20 protein-coding genes are annotated in these 17673 nt (G+C 52.5%); 12 read left to right on the plus strand and 8 right to left on the minus strand.

The features are described from left to right. Positions 1–12: 12 nt before the first annotated feature. The 9 genes from ACLPHM_RS13690 to ACLPHM_RS13730 all read left to right on the plus strand — a co-directional run bounded on the left by ACLPHM_RS13690 (position 13) and on the right by ACLPHM_RS13730 (position 8826). On the plus strand, positions 13–1194 hold the full coding sequence (locus ACLPHM_RS13690; protein ID WP_430221782.1) for an acetyl-CoA C-acyltransferase: 1182 nt from the start codon (positions 13–15) through the stop codon (positions 1192–1194). A gap of 361 nt (positions 1195–1555) precedes the next feature. Next, positions 1556–2704 (plus strand): ABC transporter substrate-binding protein, encoded by a 1149-nt coding sequence (locus tag ACLPHM_RS13695; RefSeq protein WP_430221783.1) that lies wholly within the window; start codon positions 1556–1558, stop codon positions 2702–2704. Between the two features lie 184 nt (positions 2705–2888). Continuing rightward, positions 2889–3647, plus strand: a complete 759-nt coding sequence (locus ACLPHM_RS13700) for an SDR family NAD(P)-dependent oxidoreductase (RefSeq protein WP_430221784.1) — start codon at positions 2889–2891, stop codon at positions 3645–3647. 48 nt (positions 3648–3695) lie between these two features. Further along, a complete protein-coding gene (locus ACLPHM_RS13705; protein WP_430221785.1) occupies positions 3696–4358 on the plus strand; it encodes an amino acid ABC transporter permease in 663 nt (220 codons plus the stop codon). An 11-nt stretch (positions 4359–4369) separates the two neighbouring features. Beyond that, positions 4370–5140, plus strand: coding sequence for an amino acid ABC transporter ATP-binding protein (locus tag ACLPHM_RS13710; protein WP_430221786.1), 771 nt, complete (start codon positions 4370–4372; stop codon positions 5138–5140). Beyond that, on the plus strand, positions 5133–5309 hold the full coding sequence (locus tag ACLPHM_RS13715; protein WP_430221787.1) for a hypothetical protein: 177 nt from the start codon (positions 5133–5135) through the stop codon (positions 5307–5309). The genes ACLPHM_RS13710 and ACLPHM_RS13715 overlap by 8 nt, the downstream gene beginning before the upstream one ends. Beyond that, positions 5306–6694: an amidase gene (locus ACLPHM_RS13720; RefSeq protein WP_430221788.1), complete on the plus strand. Its 1389-nt coding sequence runs from the start codon at positions 5306–5308 to the stop codon at positions 6692–6694. The genes ACLPHM_RS13715 and ACLPHM_RS13720 overlap by 4 nt, the downstream gene beginning before the upstream one ends. Then, positions 6678–7559 carry a transporter substrate-binding domain-containing protein gene (locus ACLPHM_RS13725; RefSeq protein WP_430221789.1) on the plus strand — a complete coding sequence of 294 codons (882 nt, stop codon included), beginning with the start codon at positions 6678–6680 and terminating at the stop codon, positions 7557–7559. Before ACLPHM_RS13720 ends, ACLPHM_RS13725 begins: the two co-directional genes overlap by 17 nt. Positions 7560–7569: 10 nt before the next feature. Continuing rightward, complete coding sequence (locus tag ACLPHM_RS13730) at positions 7570–8826, plus strand: NAD(P)/FAD-dependent oxidoreductase (protein WP_430221790.1); 1257 nt, start codon at positions 7570–7572, stop codon at positions 8824–8826. Positions 8827–8913: 87 nt separating this feature from the next. On the opposite strand, the gene ACLPHM_RS13735 is transcribed toward ACLPHM_RS13730, so the two are convergent. Next, the gene (locus tag ACLPHM_RS13735) at positions 8914–9177 is read right to left on the minus strand and encodes a hypothetical protein (protein WP_430221791.1); all 264 of its coding nucleotides are present in this window, start codon (positions 9175–9177) and stop codon (positions 8914–8916) included. A gap of 257 nt (positions 9178–9434) precedes the next feature. Between ACLPHM_RS13735 and trxA the strand changes: the two genes are divergently transcribed. Then, the gene (gene trxA / locus ACLPHM_RS13740; RefSeq protein ID WP_430221792.1) at positions 9435–9755 is read left to right on the plus strand and encodes a thioredoxin; all 321 of its coding nucleotides are present in this window, start codon (positions 9435–9437) and stop codon (positions 9753–9755) included. Between the two features lie 59 nt (positions 9756–9814). On the opposite strand, the gene ACLPHM_RS13745 is transcribed toward trxA, so the two are convergent. Genes ACLPHM_RS13745 through ACLPHM_RS13770 form a run of 6 tightly spaced genes read right to left on the minus strand, consistent with a single transcriptional unit; the run spans position 9815 to position 15518 of the window. After that, positions 9815–10633: a phosphodiesterase gene (locus ACLPHM_RS13745; protein ID WP_430221793.1), complete on the minus strand. Its 819-nt coding sequence runs from the start codon at positions 10631–10633 to the stop codon at positions 9815–9817. A gap of 9 nt (positions 10634–10642) precedes the next feature. Then, positions 10643–11494 carry a carbohydrate ABC transporter permease gene (locus tag ACLPHM_RS13750; RefSeq protein WP_430222022.1) on the minus strand — a complete coding sequence of 284 codons (852 nt, stop codon included), beginning with the start codon at positions 11492–11494 and terminating at the stop codon, positions 10643–10645. Positions 11495–11499: 5 nt separating this feature from the next. Next, a complete protein-coding gene (locus tag ACLPHM_RS13755) occupies positions 11500–12387 on the minus strand; it encodes a carbohydrate ABC transporter permease (protein ID WP_430221794.1) in 888 nt (295 codons plus the stop codon). 12 nt (positions 12388–12399) lie between these two features. Next, on the minus strand, positions 12400–13662 hold the full coding sequence (locus ACLPHM_RS13760; protein WP_430221795.1) for an ABC transporter substrate-binding protein: 1263 nt from the start codon (positions 13660–13662) through the stop codon (positions 12400–12402). 18 nt (positions 13663–13680) lie between these two features. Next, entirely contained in the window at positions 13681–14751 is a 1071-nt protein-coding gene (locus tag ACLPHM_RS13765) for an ABC transporter ATP-binding protein (RefSeq protein ID WP_135865374.1), read from the minus strand. Next, entirely contained in the window at positions 14748–15518 is a 771-nt protein-coding gene (locus ACLPHM_RS13770) for a DeoR/GlpR family DNA-binding transcription regulator (protein ID WP_430221796.1), read from the minus strand. The genes ACLPHM_RS13765 and ACLPHM_RS13770 overlap by 4 nt, the downstream gene beginning before the upstream one ends. 202 nt (positions 15519–15720) lie before the next feature. Between ACLPHM_RS13770 and ACLPHM_RS13775 the strand changes: the two genes are divergently transcribed. Beyond that, complete coding sequence (locus ACLPHM_RS13775; protein WP_430221797.1) at positions 15721–16731, plus strand: acyltransferase; 1011 nt, start codon at positions 15721–15723, stop codon at positions 16729–16731. Between the two features lie 6 nt (positions 16732–16737). Beyond that, the gene (locus ACLPHM_RS13780; protein WP_430221798.1) at positions 16738–17166 is read left to right on the plus strand and encodes a YbaN family protein; all 429 of its coding nucleotides are present in this window, start codon (positions 16738–16740) and stop codon (positions 17164–17166) included. A 34-nt stretch (positions 17167–17200) separates the two neighbouring features. Here the strand turns inward: ACLPHM_RS13780 and ACLPHM_RS13785 are convergent, their stop codons facing one another. After that, positions 17201–17671: a DUF4148 domain-containing protein gene (locus tag ACLPHM_RS13785; protein WP_430221799.1), complete on the minus strand. Its 471-nt coding sequence runs from the start codon at positions 17669–17671 to the stop codon at positions 17201–17203. Positions 17672–17673: the final 2 nt, after the last annotated feature.

The following is a 17673-nucleotide window of genomic DNA, read 5'->3' on the forward strand; positions in this document are numbered from 1 at the left end:
GGAGCTCTTGCCATGTCAGATCCTGTTGTGATTGCTTCGATTGCCCGTACCCCTATGGGTGCCATGATGGGTAGTCTTTCTTCCCTAGCCGCTCACGAACTGGGTGCGGCTGCCATTAAAGCCGCTGTAGAGCGCGCTGGTATTGATTCTGCCCTGATCGACGAAGTGATCATGGGTAACGTACTGCAAGCTGGCCAAGGCCAAGCGCCTGCACGCCAAGCCGCTATTGGTGCGGGTCTGCCGAAAAGCGTAGGTGCAACCACCGTCCACAAAGTGTGTGGTTCCGGTATGCGTGCTGCCATGTTTGGCCACGATATGCTGGTAGGTGGCAGTGCTGACGTCGTCGTTGCTGGCGGTCAAGAAAGCATGAGCAATGCTCCTTACCTGTTGCTGCGTGGTCGTCAAGGCTACCGTTATGGTCACTCCACCGTGTATGACCACATGGCATTGGACGGCCTAGAAGACGCGTACCAAAAAGGTACAGCGATGGGTGTTTTTGCAGAAAGCTGCGTAGACAAATACCAATTCACCCGTGAAGAACAAGATGCCTTCACCCTAGAATCTCTGCGCCGTGCTACAGAAGCCAGCAAAGATGGCAGCTTTGCGTTTGAAATTACACCCGTAACCATTGCTGGCCGCAAAGGCGACACCGTTGTGGATACAGACGAAGCACCTCAACGTGCTATGCCTGAAAAAATCCCAACCCTGCGTCCTGCCTTCAAAAAAGACGGTTCCATCACTGCTGCTACCTCATCCTCCATTTCGGATGGTGCTGCTGCTATGGTGTTGATGCGTTCGTCTACCGCTGGCGAGCTGGGTGTCAAACCTTTGGCAAAAATCGTAGGCCACACACAGTTTGCGCATGAACCAGAATGGTTCACTACCGCTCCTGTAGGCGCGATTGAAAAACTGCTGAAAAAAACCGGCTGGAAAGTTGAAGACGTAGACCTGTTTGAAATCAACGAAGCTTTCGCCGTAGTCACCATGGCTGCCATGAAAGAGCTGAACATCCCTCACGACAAAGTGAACGTTCACGGTGGTGCGACAGCATTGGGTCACCCTATTGGTGCATCCGGCGCTCGCTTGATCGCAACACTGGTAGGCGCGTTGAAACACAAAGGCCTGAAACGCGGTATTGCTTCTCTGTGTATTGGTGGTGGTGAAGCCGTCGCTATCGCCGTGGAAATGCTGTAATTTACGGCACTGCTGTTACCTACACGCCAGTGTGAAAACACTGGCGTAGAGAGCTGAAAACCTCTGGTGTTTTGCCAGAGGTTTTTTCGTTTTAGCGCTGTATTCATTGCACTCGCTGGGGATTGCGGAAATACTCCATTAGCGAGCACGTAGTAACCATGCATATATGTAGCTCTATCGGCCTAAGAAACCCAAATTTCCACACATTCCTGCAACATCTACACCTTATATCCCGTGCTAACCCTAGCGAGACTACGCTAAAGACCAAAGCAACGCAGGTTATGCGTTAAAATCGTTAGCTTGAAGTGGGAAATCGCATTCCTACTGCCCATATCTATCCCGCTTTCTCTACGAGGAACTCATGCTACTGCGTACCTTGCTGGTGACTCTGGCTACTGCTTTTGCTCTGCAATCACCCATCGCCTCTGCCCAAGTCAAGGTAGGGGTCATTACCTCCTCCACTGGCTCTACCGCCATGGTTGGCATTCCGCAAAACAATACGGTTCCTCTGCTCCCTCAGAAAGCTGGCGATCTGGATATCGAATACATTGCGTTGGACGATGCTAGCGTCACCAACCAAACGGTGACGGCTTTCCGCAAGCTGATCTCCGAGCACCAAATCGATGCGTTGATTGGGCCTACTGGCTCACCGCATGCGATTAGCTTGATCCCTTTTGCTGCAGAATCCGGTACACCGATTTTGTCACCCGTGGGTGCTGCAGCCGTGATCTTGCCCATGACACCAGAGAAAAAGTGGATTTTCAAAACCACTCAAAACGATGACATCATCGGATCTGCATTGGTTAAACACATGGTGGACAACGGCGTTAAAACCGCAGGTTTCATTGGCTTTAACGATGCCTACGGCGAAAGCTGGTTGAACGTGTTTAACCAACTGGCTGCTGAAAACGGTATTGAGATTGTCGCTACCGAACGCTATGTACGTTCAGACAACTCGGTAACTGGCCAAGCACTGAAAGTGTTCTCCGCTAAGCCTGATGCCGTGCTGATCGCAGGTACTGGCGCTGCCGCTGTGCTGCCACAAGTAACCTTGGCAAAACTGGGCTACGAAGGCCAGTTCTACCAAACTCACGGTGCGGCACTGCCTGCATTCTTGTCGCTGGGTGGCCCTGAAGTAGAAGGTACAGTGTTGGCTGCTAGCTTGATGTTGGTGCTGCCTGAAATCGACGACAGCAACCCGTCTAAAGCAATTGCTCAAGACTACATTGACCGTTACACCGCCAAATACGGTGAAGCCCCAGCTACGTTTGGTGCCAACGTATTTGATGCTGGTTTGTTGCTAGAAAAAGCGATCCCTGTTGCCGCACAAAAAGCGCAACCCGGTACGCCTGAGTTCCGCGCTGCCTTGCGTGATGCTCTGGAACAAACCACGGAGCTTGTGGCCACACAGGGTGTGTACAACATGACGCCTGAAGATCACAGCGGCTTTGATGAGCGTGGTCGTGAGATGATCATCGTGAAAGATGGTCAGTGGCGATTACTGAAATAAACGCCTGATAACTAGCCGGGAAATCCACCAGATTCCCGGCTTTTTTTACGCCGTAAACTCGAAGCATTTATTTACGCACCACCACTTCTGCAAGCATAGGCTCCATGCTATGCTGCCCTAATAAAATTCTTATCGACATAGATATAAGAAAACCTGAATACAGGTATAACAACGGTGGAGCAACATGGAACAACATAGAGTCATCCTCATTACGGGTGCTGGTTCAGGTATTGGTGCGGCCATCGCTCGTACCCTCGCCTCTGAACACACCTCCCTTCTCTTACATTCGCGTGGCGCTGATGACAGTAGCAAACAAGCCATGCAACACGTGCTAGACAGCGTACGCGCCTTAGGTGCTAAATCAGAATGCTACTTTGCTGACCTGAACCAGCCCCAACAAGCACGTCGCATCGTCGAGTTTTGTGTGCAAACCTTTGGCACCGTAGATCAACTGGTCAGTAACGCCGGCCATGCCAGCAAGAAAAACCTACAAGAAGCGTCGTCTCTAGACTTAGCCGAAGCCGTACAAAGCATGGCAGGGGCATTTCTTGAGCTAGTACAAAGCGCTAGACCGTATTTAGAAAAATCCTCCTGTGGCAGCATCGTGCTCACTAGCTCCTTTGTGGCGCACCGCTTCAAACCGGGTGAACTCTACCCCCTCACCGCTGCCGCCAAAGCCACTGCTGAAGCCTTGGCCATGAGCCTTGCCGCCGAACTAGCCGCTACGGGCGTGACCGTCAACTGTGTATTACCTGGCTATACCCTCAAAGACAGCCAACGTTATCCACAGGTAGACTGGCAAAATCGCTTGCCCATGCCCCCTCTAGGACGTTTTGGCCAACCTGATGACGTAGCTGGCGCAGTAGCGTATTTGCTGAGTTCGCACGCCCGCTATGTGACCGGTCAGAAACTTTCTATAGATGGCGGTTTACGTCTAGGGTAATCGCCGCTTTTTTCCGTTCTGTTTGCCGTAATACGGAGCTATAGGCCTATGTATCAATGGGACTTCAGCCAGGTCTGGCGCTACAAGGAAATCCTGCTGGCAGGTTTGGAATACACCTTGTTTTATACCGTGCTCAGCATTGCCTTCGGGCTAGTGCTGGGTTTGTTTGTCGCACTAGGTCGCATCAGCAGCCCACGTGCCTTGGGCATCCCGCTACGCGGAGCCGTAGAGCTATTTCGATGCACCCCGTTTCTGGTCATCTTGATCTGGTTCTACTACGCCCTACCCGTACTGATTGACATCAATCTGTCAGCCCCTATGGCGGCGCTACTCGCCCTGTCGTTGTATGGCGCAGCCTTCTACTCGGAGATCATCCGTGCGGGGATTGTGTCTATTGACCCCGGGCAAGTCGAAGCTGCCAAAGCACTAGGCATGCGAAAGTGGCAAGCCTTACGCCGTGTGATCTTGCCACAAGCGTTCAAACGCATGATCCCACCGTTGATGAACCAGTCTATTTTGCAGCTGAAAAACACCTCGTTGGTGTCGGTGCTGGCTGTACCCGACTTGGTGTATCAAGGGCAGCTTATTGCACACGAAACCTACCGCCCACTAGAGGTCTATACCGTGGTGGCCTTGGCGTATTTCGTTGTACTGTTCCCAGCCACCCTGCTGGTGCAGCACATTGAAAACCGTTTGGCTCGCAGCAACTAGGGAGCACGACCATGATTCATGTACGAAATCTGCGTAAAGCCTATGGTGACAACGTGGTGCTTAAGGATATTTCCTTAGAGGTGCCTAAGGGAGCCGTACTGGCCCTGATAGGCCCATCAGGATCCGGGAAATCCACTTTGTTGCGCTGTTTAAACCTACTGGTACAGCCCGATGGCGGGACAGTACAAGTAGGCGACATACACTTTGACTTCAGCCAAAAAAAGCGCCAACCCAGCGATGCTGAACAAGCCTGCTTTCGCACCTCTACCGGCATGGTGTTTCAGCACTTCAACCTGTTCCCTCACATGAACGTGCTGCAAAACGTGATGGAAGGCCCCATCACCGTGCGCAAACACAGTCGCGCACAAGCCGCTGAGCAAGCGAAAATTTTGCTAGAAAAAGTGGGGCTACTACACAAGGCTGAGTTCTTTCCCAACCGTTTATCGGGTGGTGAAAAACAGCGTGTTGCCATTGCACGTGCCTTGGCAATGCAACCTAGCGTGATGCTGTTTGACGAAGCCACCTCGGCACTAGACCCTGAACTAGTAGGTGAAGTGCTTAATGTGATGCGTACCTTGGCCCAAGAAGGAATGACCATGGTGATCGTCACGCACGAAATAGAATTTGCCCGTGAAATGGCCGATAGAGTGCTATTCATGAAAGACGGTGTGGTGGTAGAGGAAGGGCCTGCAAAACAGCTGATAGACAGCCCGCAGCAACCCGCTACCCAAGCGTTTCTTAGCCACTTCCACCATGCTAGCCAGCGAGGTGCTCATGTCTGAAACACCTCCACACACGGTACTAGAAACTGTTTTACCGGATGCGGCTAGTGCCGAAGAAACGCTAGAGTTCCAGCGCGGACTGCAACTCATTGCCCAACTGATTGCACACCAAACACACACGCCTACGAACCCTATTGCTGTGCAATCGGTATTGGAGTCTACGTCATGATTCCTCGCCATATTGCCGCCTTACAGAACGCCTACCGCAGTGGCCAACTACGTATCACCGATGTGGTGCAAACACAGTTGGATCGCATTGCCGAGCAACAGCCACATTTGCACGCCTACATCAGTTGGCATGCTGACAGCGCCTTGAAACAAGCGGCACTACAGCAGCAACAGCTGGACACCCACCCTAATGCCTTACCCCCGCTGTTTGGCGTAAGCCTATCCATCAAAGACAACATGGATGTAGCAGGGATGAAAACCAGTGGCGGTTCATTCTCACAGCAACATCAACCTGCAGCCACGCAAGATGCAACCGCTGTGGCACGGTTACGCGCTGCTGGTGCCATCATTCTGGGCAAAGCCAACTGCCATGAGTTCGCGTTTGGCGGCCCCTCCTTTGACCTACCAGTTCCCCCTGCTACCAACCCTTGGAAAGCCGGTTACTTTCCGGGTGGATCATCTAGCGGTTCTGGCACCACCGTAGCAGCCGAGCTCTGTCTGGCCTCTATTGGTACAGACACGGCAGGCTCTATACGATCACCCAGTACAAACTGTGGCCTAGTGGGACTAAAACCCACCTATGGTGCGGTGCCCTTGGACGGTGTACGTATGCTCAGCGTGAGTCTGGACCATGCTGGGCCTTTGGCGCATAGCGTGGAAGACTGCGAGCGAATTTTCACAGCATTGTGCCCACAGGCTACACGCTCTGCTGCGCCCAATCGCCCCATACGGTTAGGGATCCCTACCAGTCACTGGGGGCTGAAAGCCTTACTACAGCCCGAAGTACACAACATGATGGAAGGGGTACAACAACAGTTGCAAAGCGCAGGTGTAGAGATAGTACCGGTGTCCCTTCCTAGTTTAGAAGCACTGCACACCAGCAGCGCACTCTTAATGATGGCCGAGGTGGCTTACGTATTTGGCCCTAAAGTACGCCAACACTTTGAGGCATACGGTCAAATTTTCAGAGGTCGAGTTTTAGTAGGGGAAAACATCCCTGCCAGTGCCTATCTACAAGCCACACAAGACAAGTTACGACTGACCCAAGCCTTAGAACATAGCTTACAAGCGGTAGATGCTTTGCTACTGCCGGGAGCCACGGCGGTAGCCGGTCCGTTGAATCACGTAGACACCTTCTACTTTCTTACCCAACCCAACCTCAATGCCATTGCCAACTTAAGCGGACAACCTGCCATCGCTTTGCCTAGTGCAATCAGCGAGGAAGGATTACCTATGGGCATACAACTGCTGGGTAAGCACCACCAAGACCATGCTTTGCTACACATTGCTCAACGCATAGAAACCATTCTTGATTTTGCCCATCAACGGGATCAACACCACGCTGTAACCAGTCCTCTAGGAGACAACCATGGACCACTACAATAACGATGCGCCCCATCAGATGTCCCGTCGCCAACTTGCTAAGCTGGCCGCCGCTTCCGCTCTAGGTCTGAGCCTACCTATTGCCAGTGCAAGTGCTCAGTCCGCCCCCTCAGGCACCGAGTCCACACTGGAGCGTATTCGTCGCACCAAGAAACTACGCATTGCAGCGCTGGTAGGTGAGCCTCCGTACTTCACCCGTGACCCCTTTACCAAAGAGTGGTCGGGTGCATCGGTAGAAATGGCTAAAGACATCGCCAAGATTCTGGATGTGGAACTGGAATATGTGGATTCCACCTACGGCAACTCGGTGATACAGCTGCAAACCGGCAAAGTGGACTTGGCGATGGCGCTCACCCCCACCCCACAACGCGCGTTATCCATTGGTTTCTCGCACCCCACGTATCTGCACCCCTACGGCATTGTGGCGCAGGAAAGTGTTCAAGCCAGTAAATGGGCAGACCTAAACAAGCCTGAAGTGCGCATCGCCGTAGACTTGGGTTCCACACAAGAAATGGCCGCACGCCGCTATGCACCACAAGCCCAAATTACCGCCTTCGCGACACGCGATGAAGTGATGCTAGCGCTGCAAAGCAAGAAAGTAGACTGCGCTGTGTTCGCTGTGCTGCTGGGTCTGACCGCCGTGAAAAAGAACCCTAGCATCGGCAAGTTCTCTATGCTGACTGACCCTATCGTAGGGTTGACCTCTAACTTGGCCTTTGCCAAAGAGACCAATACCGACTGGCGTGACTTCTTAAACGTTTGGGTAGATTACAACCGTGATCTGGGCCAAATCAGCGGCTGGATTCTAGACAGCTTGAAGTTAGCGGGCATTGAGCCTAGCGATATCCCTTCGGACGTCGTGTTCTAAGCCACCCGCTATGGATCCCTACTCATCTTCTCCTGCCGTCACCATTATTGGTGGCGGCATGGTTGGCACTGCCTGCGGCTTGGCGCTGCAAGAGCGTGGGCTATCTGTCACTATTATTGATGCGGGCGACGAACGCGACAAAGCCAGTTTTGGCAACGCCGGCGTCATCAGCAATGGCTCTATCTTTCCCATGGCCAGCGCGGGTATCTGGAAGCATTTGCCACGCTACGCGCTGAACCGCGATAACGGCTTGCGTATACGCTATGGCAATCTACCTTTTCTAACGCCATGGCTGCTGCGCTTTATGGCGAACGCCAACACGACGCGACGCGAACAAACCGTAGCCGCACTCGCCCCTTTTACTGCCACGGCACTGAGTTACCACCAAAAGTGGGCGCAACGTACCAGCAGCGAGCACCTCATACGCCAAGAAGGCTGGCTACGCTTATATAGAAGTGCAGAAGGCTTTGCCGGTAGCGAGGCCGATCGCCTGCTGTTTGAACGTCATGGCGTGAAATTCGACGTGCTGGATACGCATGCCTTACGTGAGCTAGAACCTGCGATTCAACACCCGTTTCACCGTGCTATTTGGCTAACGGAAACCGCTACAGTCGCCACACCTGGTGAGTTACTCTTGGCCTACCAACAGCTATTCCAGCAACAAGGTGGCCGATGGGTAAACGATCAAATACAACAGCTACATACCGCCGAAGGCTACGTGCAGCTGTACGGTAAACAGCAGCATTACAAGAGCCAAACTGTGGTGCTTGCAGCGGGAGCCTTAAGTGCGCATCTGTGCCAACAACTGGGCTACCGTATTCCGCTGGTGGCAGAACGTGGCTATCACGTCAGCCTACCTATGCCCGAAGGCCCAGCCTTACGGCGTGCGGTGTACGACGTGGCGGCAGGCTACGTGGCTGCCCCTATGCAAGATCAATTGCGCTTACTAAGCGGCGTTGAACTCGCACACCCACAAAGTCGTGCGAACCCTATTCAACTTGAGCGGCTATACCCTGCTGCTCGCGAAGCCTTGGGGCTCGCCCCCAGTATGGATACCTCACAACTATGGTCTGGCAATAGGCCCTCTACCCCCGACAGCTTGCCGGTATTGGGCTTTGCTCCGCGCCATCAACACGTGCTGTGTGCATTCGGACATGGCCACATTGGTTTTTCCACAGGCCCTATTACCGGAGAACTGATTGCCAGATTGATTTGCCGCGAGCATTTACCTGTGGATATACATCCGTTTAGGGTGGATCGCTTTTAACTGGATGTAGATATCACTCTGCTAGTTATGCCATAAAAAAACGCCCCGTCAGGGGCGTTATTCTTGGTGTAGCCGTACGCAGTCTGATTAATCCAGCGCTTGTTTGGCCTGGTCGCGCAGCGTATCCATATTGCCGCCCTGATGTACACCTTCCAACCACTGCAAACCTACTTCACTGATTTCCTCAGCCTGTTCAGCCTCCAGCGCAGCACCCACTTTGTGCTCGGCAAAATCAATGATGTTGTTGATGTTTTGCAGTGCAGTTTTCAGCTGAGCATAGTTTTGCTGCATATCCCCAACAGACTGAATATACGCTTCTAGAATATGAAAAGGGTCACGTCTGAACATCATAATTCTGCTCCTAGTTGTTATGCCATGCCTGCCCTGCAAGCACTTCGCAAATGGGTAAATTCTGCTACGCCTAGTACAAAAGCTATTATGCGACAGATTGCCGTATAGAACACCTCAATGCCTACTTGAATTGACCTAGATTGTACTTTTCACTATCATTCAATTAATTTATTGAATGAATGAAACATGCAGACTCTTCTGCTGACACGGCAATGCTAGCGTCCGAATTTCATTCTTGTTGAGTAAGGTAGGCCATCATGGTTCAAGACGTAAACACCCACAATTTCGATCAACTCATCACCCAAGCGCCCGGCTTACATGCTGTACGTTTTTGGGCTGAGTGGTGCGGCCCTTGTCGCATGATGGCCCCCATTTTCCAACAGACAGCAACAGCACTACATGAGCAAGCAAGCTTTGCAGAAGTGGACATTGATGCCGTGCCCGAATTGGCGAGCCAGTTCCGTGTGCAAAGCATCCCCACTGTACTGCTGTTTAAAGATGGGCAGGTCATCGATAAGATGATCGGTGCGACGAGCCAAACACAATTGCAGCAACTGATACAACGCCACGCCGCCTAAGTGTTTTGGGCCATCCACACACAACAGCCTAGCTGTAAAGGCTAGGCTGCATCACACGCTTAAACATGCCTGCACTTCAAGGCATCTAAACTGCCGGTATACGGAAAACGTACGGAGTCATCGTAGCCAAAGGGCTGGAAGTGCACGGTGACGCCTTCAGCATGGGGCAAGATTACAGCGTAACTTGCCGGTTCAAAGGTAGACGTTGCTGCCCCTGGCGTGTTTAGGTCCAACTCATGTTGGTGATTAGTACCGTTTACGGTGAAGAACGGTATACCGTTCCACATCCCAGCCGAACAACGATGCACATGCCCAGAGAACAAATGCACCGGCTGTGTACAGCGCTTTAACAGCGGCAAGACTTGCTCGGCATTGCTTAAACGCAGCCAATCCATGGATGGGTACTGCAGCATAGGCATAGGATGGTGCGAGAACAGCAAGATAGGGCGAGTAGCAGCAGCTAACTTCTGCTCTAGCCACATTAAACGCTGCTCACACAAATACCCATCGGTATAACCGTCTTGTAGCGTGTCCAAATACAAGGCTTCGTAGTCGCCTAACACTTCAGCATGCTGCACAAAACCAGCCACTTCTGAAGGCTGCTGGGTAAACACCTCGGCAAACGCGGCGCGATCATCGTGATTGCCCATCAAAAAGCGCACAGGCATCTTCAAGGCCGTTAAGCACTCTGCCAAACGCTGGTAGGCCAAAGGGTGGCCCGCATGCGTAAGATCCCCTGTCAGTACACAGTACTGTGCATCGGCGTGATGTCTATTGATGTGGTCTATGCACTGCGACAAATGCTCGCTAGGGTCTTCACCAAATAAGCTTTTTCCTGCGGGCGTAATGTGCAGATCGGAGAGATGGATGATTTTCATAACACGTCCTTAACGTATACCAGCACGCAGAAACGCCTGCATAAATTGCTTTTGGAACAGTAAAAAGCCTACTAACAACGGGAAAATAGTCATCAGGGTGGCAGCACTAATCAACGAGATGCTGACCCCACTTTCTGGCGCACCGAACAGCGACAACCCTACCGTTAACGGGCGAGTGTGCTCTGAGCTGCTTACCACCAACGGCCACAAAAAGTTATTCCAGTGCGACGACACCGACACCAAGGCATAGGCCAAGTACACCGGTTTGACCAACGGCACATACACGCGCCACAGCACACCCAATCTAGAACACCCTTCTAAGCGTGCAGCGTCTTCTAGTTCGCGTGGTACTTGCTTAAACGCCTGACGCAACAAGAACACCCCAAACGCACTGGCCATATAGGGCACACCCATACCCCACACAGTGTCTGTCCACCCCAACACCGACACCATACGGAAATTCTCCACAATCAGCACTTCGGGCAAGATAAACAGCTGCAACAGCAACAACATAAACAGGAACTGGCTGCCAAAGAACTTGAATCGAGCAAAGGCGTAGGCAGCCAAGGTACAAATCACCAACTGCCCCACCAAAATAGTCAGCACCAACAAGGTGGTATTAAACACATAGCGTAGCCACGGCGCACGCGCCCATGCTGCACTGAAATTCTCTAAGGTCCAGCCCTGCATCATGTCTAACGACAAGGCCGCGGAAGGGTCCCTAAACGCTGCCCAGCAGGCGTACAACAAGGGGGATATCCACAACAAGGCCAACAAATACGCCCCCACATTTTCCAACGGGAAAGCGGTAATGGCGCGACGCCAGGCGGGGGTACTACGAATAGGGTACACAGTAGTCATCATGGTTACTGGTAGTGCACACGCTTTTCAGCGTAACGGAATTGAAGAATGGCGATCAGCCCTAAACCACCTAACAGAATCACGGTCAGCACCGCCGCACTAGGCGTATCCATGTAGGCAAATGCGGTTTCCCATATCCAATACAACAGTAATTTGGACGCGTTATTTGGGCCGCCCTTGGTCAGAATGAACAGGTGATCCACCAGCTTCACCGAGTTGATCAACGCATTAATCAGAATGAACAACGTCGTGGGTGCTAACAACGGCAACAACACACGTCTGCCGTACTGCCAGCGGCTCGCGCCTTCCAAACGTGCAGCATCGCGCAGTTCAGGTGGCACTGTTTGCAACGCTGCCAGATAGAAAATCATGAAAAAACCAGCTTCTTTCCAGATGGTCACCACCATCACTGCGCCTAACGCCGTCTGTGGTTGACCCAGCCAGTTGGTAGAACCGCCGCCAAACCACTTCATGATCTGATCTAACAAACCCAGATCAGGGGTATAGAAGAACAACCACAAGTTAGCGGCTGCAATCATGGGAAGCATGGTGGGCGTGAAGTACGCACAGCGCACCCACGCCCGCATGCTCATGGCACGGTTTGCCCACAACGCCATCAATAACGCCAAAGCGATAGACACTGGAATCGTGACAGCGGCGTACCACAGGTTATTTTTCAGTACCAACCAGAAGGTAGGGTCTGCCAGCATGGCGTCGTAGTTGTCCATGCCCACAAACTGCGAGGCACGGCGGGCCGTCCCCTTACTTTGCAGACTTGCCCATAACGTGTGCAGCGCAGGAATAAAGGCAAACACACTTAACAGTACCAACAAGGGTGTAAGCAGCAAGTAGGCAAACACCGATTCCTTTCGCAACACACGCAATGGTTTCATCTGTGTTCCAGCTTAGTTAAATGGACGCAGCAAGCGATCAGCCGCTGTTTGTGCTTCATCCAAAGCCGCTTGCGGTGTTTTGCTCTGTGTCAGCGCAGACTGCACAGCGTTGGACAACAACTCACGCACACGGGCGGTTTCGTAGGTAGCAAACTCAGGGGAAGCTACTGCCAATTGGTCACGTGCCACGGTCGCTTGTGGGAAAGTCTTGGCGTAGTCTTGCAGCGCCTGTGTTTCGTAGGCCGCTGGGCTCACACCCACATAACCCGTTGCCATCGACCATTTCGCTGCACGTTCAGGCGCTGTCATCCAACGCACGAACTCTACAGCAGCTGCTTTCTGCTCGTCGCTCGCACCTTTAAACAGGTAGAAGTTACCGCCGCCTGTTGGTGAACCTGCCGTTTCGTTAGCCGGCAACATGGCTACACCAAACTCAAACGGTGCTTCGTTTTTCACCGCTGTCAGGTTGCCCGTGGTGTGCCACATCATGGCTGTTTGGCCTTGTACAAAGGCTTGGCGCAGTGTGCCCCACTCAATGGTGCCTGCTGGGCTGACTTTGTACTTCTGTGCCAAATCTTGGAAGAACTGCAACGCTTCTACGGCTTTAGGGTCATTGAAGTAGACTTCCGTACCGTCTTCATTCATCAGTTGATGGCCATTTTGCAAAGCCAGCGCTTGGAACATCCAGTAGGGGTAACCTGTGGACGGGATCATCAAACCGTAACGTTTGTCGGTAGTCAGTTTTTGAGCCGCTTCCACCATTTCAGCGCGTGTTTTTGGTGGCTGTTCTGGGTCCAGACCTGCTTCGCGGAACATGTCTTTGTTGTAGAACATCACGATGGTAGAACGCTGGAACGGAATGCCCCATACCTTGCCATCCAAGGTACCGTTTGCCATCAATGCAGGGTAAAAACTGCTCAACCAGGCTTTGTTTTGGTCGCCTTGCGCTACATCGCTAAAGGCCTCTACCAAACCTTGGTCAACCAAGTCATGCGTATCCAACGCACCCAACACCGACAATTGCACAGGCTCGCCCGCACGCAAGGCTGACAACGCCCGCACACGCGTTTCATCGTAGTTACCGGAATACACCGCTTTCACTTTGATGTCTGGGTTTTCGGCTTGGAAATCGTTAATCATGCCATCCACCACTTCGGTCAACGGACCACCTACCGAAATGGGGTAGTACATGGTCAGCTCTACCGCACTCAGCGCTTGGGCGCTTAGACCCATCAACAATGCACTAGAGGTAGTCATCACAAATTTTTTCAACATAGCTATCTCTCTTAAACGTTAATCGGCCAGCACGGGCGAGGCCAGCTGCAAACGCGCCCCGGTGTCCTGACTGAAGTAAAAAGCATGTGCAGGATTCCAACTCAATCCACAACGCTCTCCTGCCATAAAGCGTCGGCTGTGCGGCGCGCGCACAATCAAGGTATTGCCATCTTTAAGACGTACATACACATAGGCATCAGCACCTTGAAACTCGTGGTGCACGACCGTAACCCCCACACTTTCAGGGGTGGGTTCGTGCAACTGCAATTGTTCGGGGCGTACCCCAATGGACACCCGATGAGGCAAATCAAAGCCATAGCGTGTGGGCCACAATGACAGTGGCACAAAGTCGCTATGGATCAGCATCATGGGTGGGCTACCTATAAAACCTGCTGTGAACATGCTGTTAGGTTCTTGGTAGAGTTCTTGTGCAGAACCTTGCTGGGCAATGCTGCCTGCATTCAGCAACACCACCTGATCTGCCATACCCATGGCTTCGGTTTGATCGTGCGTGACATACACCACCGTTAAACCCAACCGCTGCTGTAATGCGCGGATTTCATGGCGCACGCTGTGGCGTAATTTGGCATCCAAGTTAGACAGCGGCTCATCCATCAAACAAATACGGTGACCCGACACAATGCTGCGAGCCAAGGCCACACGCTGACGCTGTCCGCCCGATAACTGTGCGGGTCGGCGATGTTCTAAACCTTCCAAATTCGTCAGTGCCAAGGCTTCTTGCAAGCGCTTGTGTTGATCAGCCTTGCTCACACGACGCACTTGCAACCCAAACAGAATGTTGTGCGCCACACTTAAATGCGGAAACAGCGCGTACGACTGAAACACCATAGTCAGCCCGCGCTGAGCTGGTTCTTGATACGTCGCATCTTGCCCATCAATCAGCAACCTACCTGTAGTGGGCTGTTCTAATCCGGCGATAATGCGCAGCAAGGTAGACTTGCCGCAGCCTGATGGCCCCAACAATGCGGTGAACTGCCCTTCTGGAATAGAAAGATCTATATGCTTAAGTACCGCATGATCCCCCCACGATTTGCCTATACCTTGCAATTGAATGGCGGCTTGACTCATGCTGCACCCTCACTGGCTATTACTATGTGTACGTGCGCTGGCATACGCTGCCTGTAACCCTCGGGCAAAGGCAGGTCTGTCACCAGCACATCTATATCGTCTACGGACCCGCTGCGTACCGCCGCCAACCGTCCAAACTTGGAGTGATCCAACACCAAGATACGGGTGCGACAATTACCGCGCAGGGCTTTATGGCAATCAGACTCAGCAATATCAAAATCCAGCAGCGCCCCTTCTAGGTCAAAACCGCCTACGCCTGATACCCCAAAATCCGCCTTGAAACTATTGAATAAACGCTCAGCCTCTGGACCCAGAATCTCTGGATTAGGCTGGCGCAATACGCCACCGGCAACCACCACCCTGTTGCTGGGATTCTGACTTAGTGGCATCGCTGCACTAAGGTTATTGGTGACTACGGTAAGTTCTTGATGCTCCACCAAGGCCAAGGCCACTTGCTCAGGCGTCGTCCCAAACCCCAGCAACACGCTAGCACCGTCCGGGATCAACGCGGCCACCGCTCGGCCTATTTGTACTTTGGCTTGAAAGTGGGTGATGCGTCGCGTCTGGAACGACACGTTGCGTTCATGGCCTGCTAACTCAGCACCACCATGACGGCGACGCACTAAGTTGGCTTCATAAAGTGCATTCAGATCCCGTCGGATGGTTTGCGGCGTCACGCTAAAGTGCGTGGCGAGTCCATCCACGGACACCGCCCCCTGCACGCGTAACAACTCCACAATCCCACCTTGTCGAACCGAAAGATTCATAACACTGCATTGCCTTTCATTTGAATACTCAGCAGTGTAAAAAACGAAAATTACGCTCGGATTACTACCATATGAACCTTTTATGACGGTAAAAATGTTCATATGAACATCTAGGGCTACCTACGATCAGCAACCTTCGGGCTTTTGTGTAGTCCAACCCTTTTTGTTAAGGTGATGGGTATGGAGTTTGCACCTAGCCGTTATGACCTATTCCAACGCTGACTACGCCAAACTGGATACTGCCCGCTGGATGGCCGCCTTGGCCGTCGTGCTCTTGCACTGTGCAGCCGTCCCCCTAACCACTACCACCGATTACGGCACACAAAACTGGTTCTGGGCCAACCTATACGATGCCGCTACCCGCTGGTGCGTGCCTATTTTCGTGATGGTCAGTGGCGTGCTGTTGCTAGACCCTGCCAAACGCGAAGGCTTTGGGGAGTTCTACAAAAAGCGCGGCCGCCGCATCTTGCCAGCGCTGCTGTTTTGGTCGGTGTTTTATCTGTTTTGGGGTGCATGGATGTATCACCAACAAGGTGTGCCCATGGATGCCCAAGCCTGGTTACGCAAAGCCACCAGCGGCGAGCCCTACTATCATTTGTGGTACTTATATATGTTGGTAGGGCTGTACTTGTTCGCCCCCTACCTGCGCTTGCTATACCAACACTGCACCCCACGCCAAAGCCGCTATATTTTGTTGTTCATGCTGGTGCTCGCCATGCTGCAAAGCCTGTACCGCGAGACCCAAGACAATAGCTACGGCTTTTTCCTGCTCTGGTTTCTGCCCTACATTAGCTACTTCTTGGCTGGACGCATGATGTTCGAGCGTCGCGTGGTGATTCCCTACCCCGGCTGGGTGCTGGCGGCCAGTATTGCTGCCACGGTAGTCGGTACAACGCTGTTGTCCTCGGAAGACTATTTCAGCACCTACTTTTACGACACCTTCAGCCTTACCGTGCCAGTGATGTCGTTCGCTGTATTTCAACTCATACTAGATCGCCCCCGCCTGCCACAACTGCGCATGTTGGCGCCCTTCACCTTCGGGATTTATCTGGTGCATCCTATCTTTTTAGATCTGGCACAACAAACTGGTTTATACCAAGCGCAAACCGGTATAGTCTGGCAGACACCCTTGATGGCATTTGCGGTTTTTATGCTGTCGTGGTTATTGGCTCGCCTATTACGAACCCTGCCTGGTGGTACACGTATCACCTGATGACTTATGACTCAGCCCCCTGCGCCCCCGCCTTCTGACCAGCGTGCACAATCCGTTTTTTTGCGTGCATGCTGGTTCATTCTGGCAGTGTGCAGCTTTGCGTTAGCGATCATTGGGGTCATTGTGCCGGGGATGCCTACCACGGTGTTTGTGCTGATTTCGGCGTGGGCGGCAGCACGCAGCTCGCCTCGCTTTCATCAATGGCTCATGAATCACCGCCTCTTTGGTCCCTCCTTGCACAACTGGCAAAACGGCAGGCTGGTCACTCGAAAAGCCAAGTGGACAGCACTCGTTAGCATGAGCGTGTGTGCTGTGTTATTACTCTGGCTAGCACCCCACTGGGGGATTAGCCTAATCGCCATAAGCTGCATGTTATGCGTGCTGCTATGGCTATGGTCTAGGCCCGAACCCCCCACGCAAAAAAGCGAGCCTTAAAGGCTCGCTATAATCTGGCACCACTTCCTAACCATTAGGAGTTAGTTGGGTATTGCTGTGGGTACATCTGGTTCAGTGTTTGGCTGGACTGGCCTGACACCATATCACCAGCACGAATTGCTTCTGCTAATTCCGCTTGTACTTGAGTGCGGGACTTCGCTGCGACATCTTGATGAGCGGCTGGGTACAACGCAGGGTACATTTCATTCAAGCGGGCGCTAGATTCGCCTGGTACTACGTTACCTTCACGTACCGCTTGTTCCAGTTCAGCACGTACTTCAGCACGTGTTTTTACTGCTGCTGGTTGAGCGGGGTATACAGCAGGGTACATCTCACGCAGTGTTTGACTAGAGTCGCCAGACAACATGTCGCCCGCATTGATTGCTTGAGCCAATTCAGCCTGTACATCGGCACGTGTTGGTGTGGTATTTACATTCAAAGCCATCGCTTGGCCAGCAAACAGGGTAGCAACAGCAAGACTCAAAGCAGGTAGTGTGCGTTTCATAA

Origin of the sequence: Paenalcaligenes sp. Me131 (assembly GCF_050487225.1) — a bacterium.
GTDB lineage: Bacteria > Pseudomonadota > Gammaproteobacteria > Burkholderiales > Burkholderiaceae_B > Paenalcaligenes.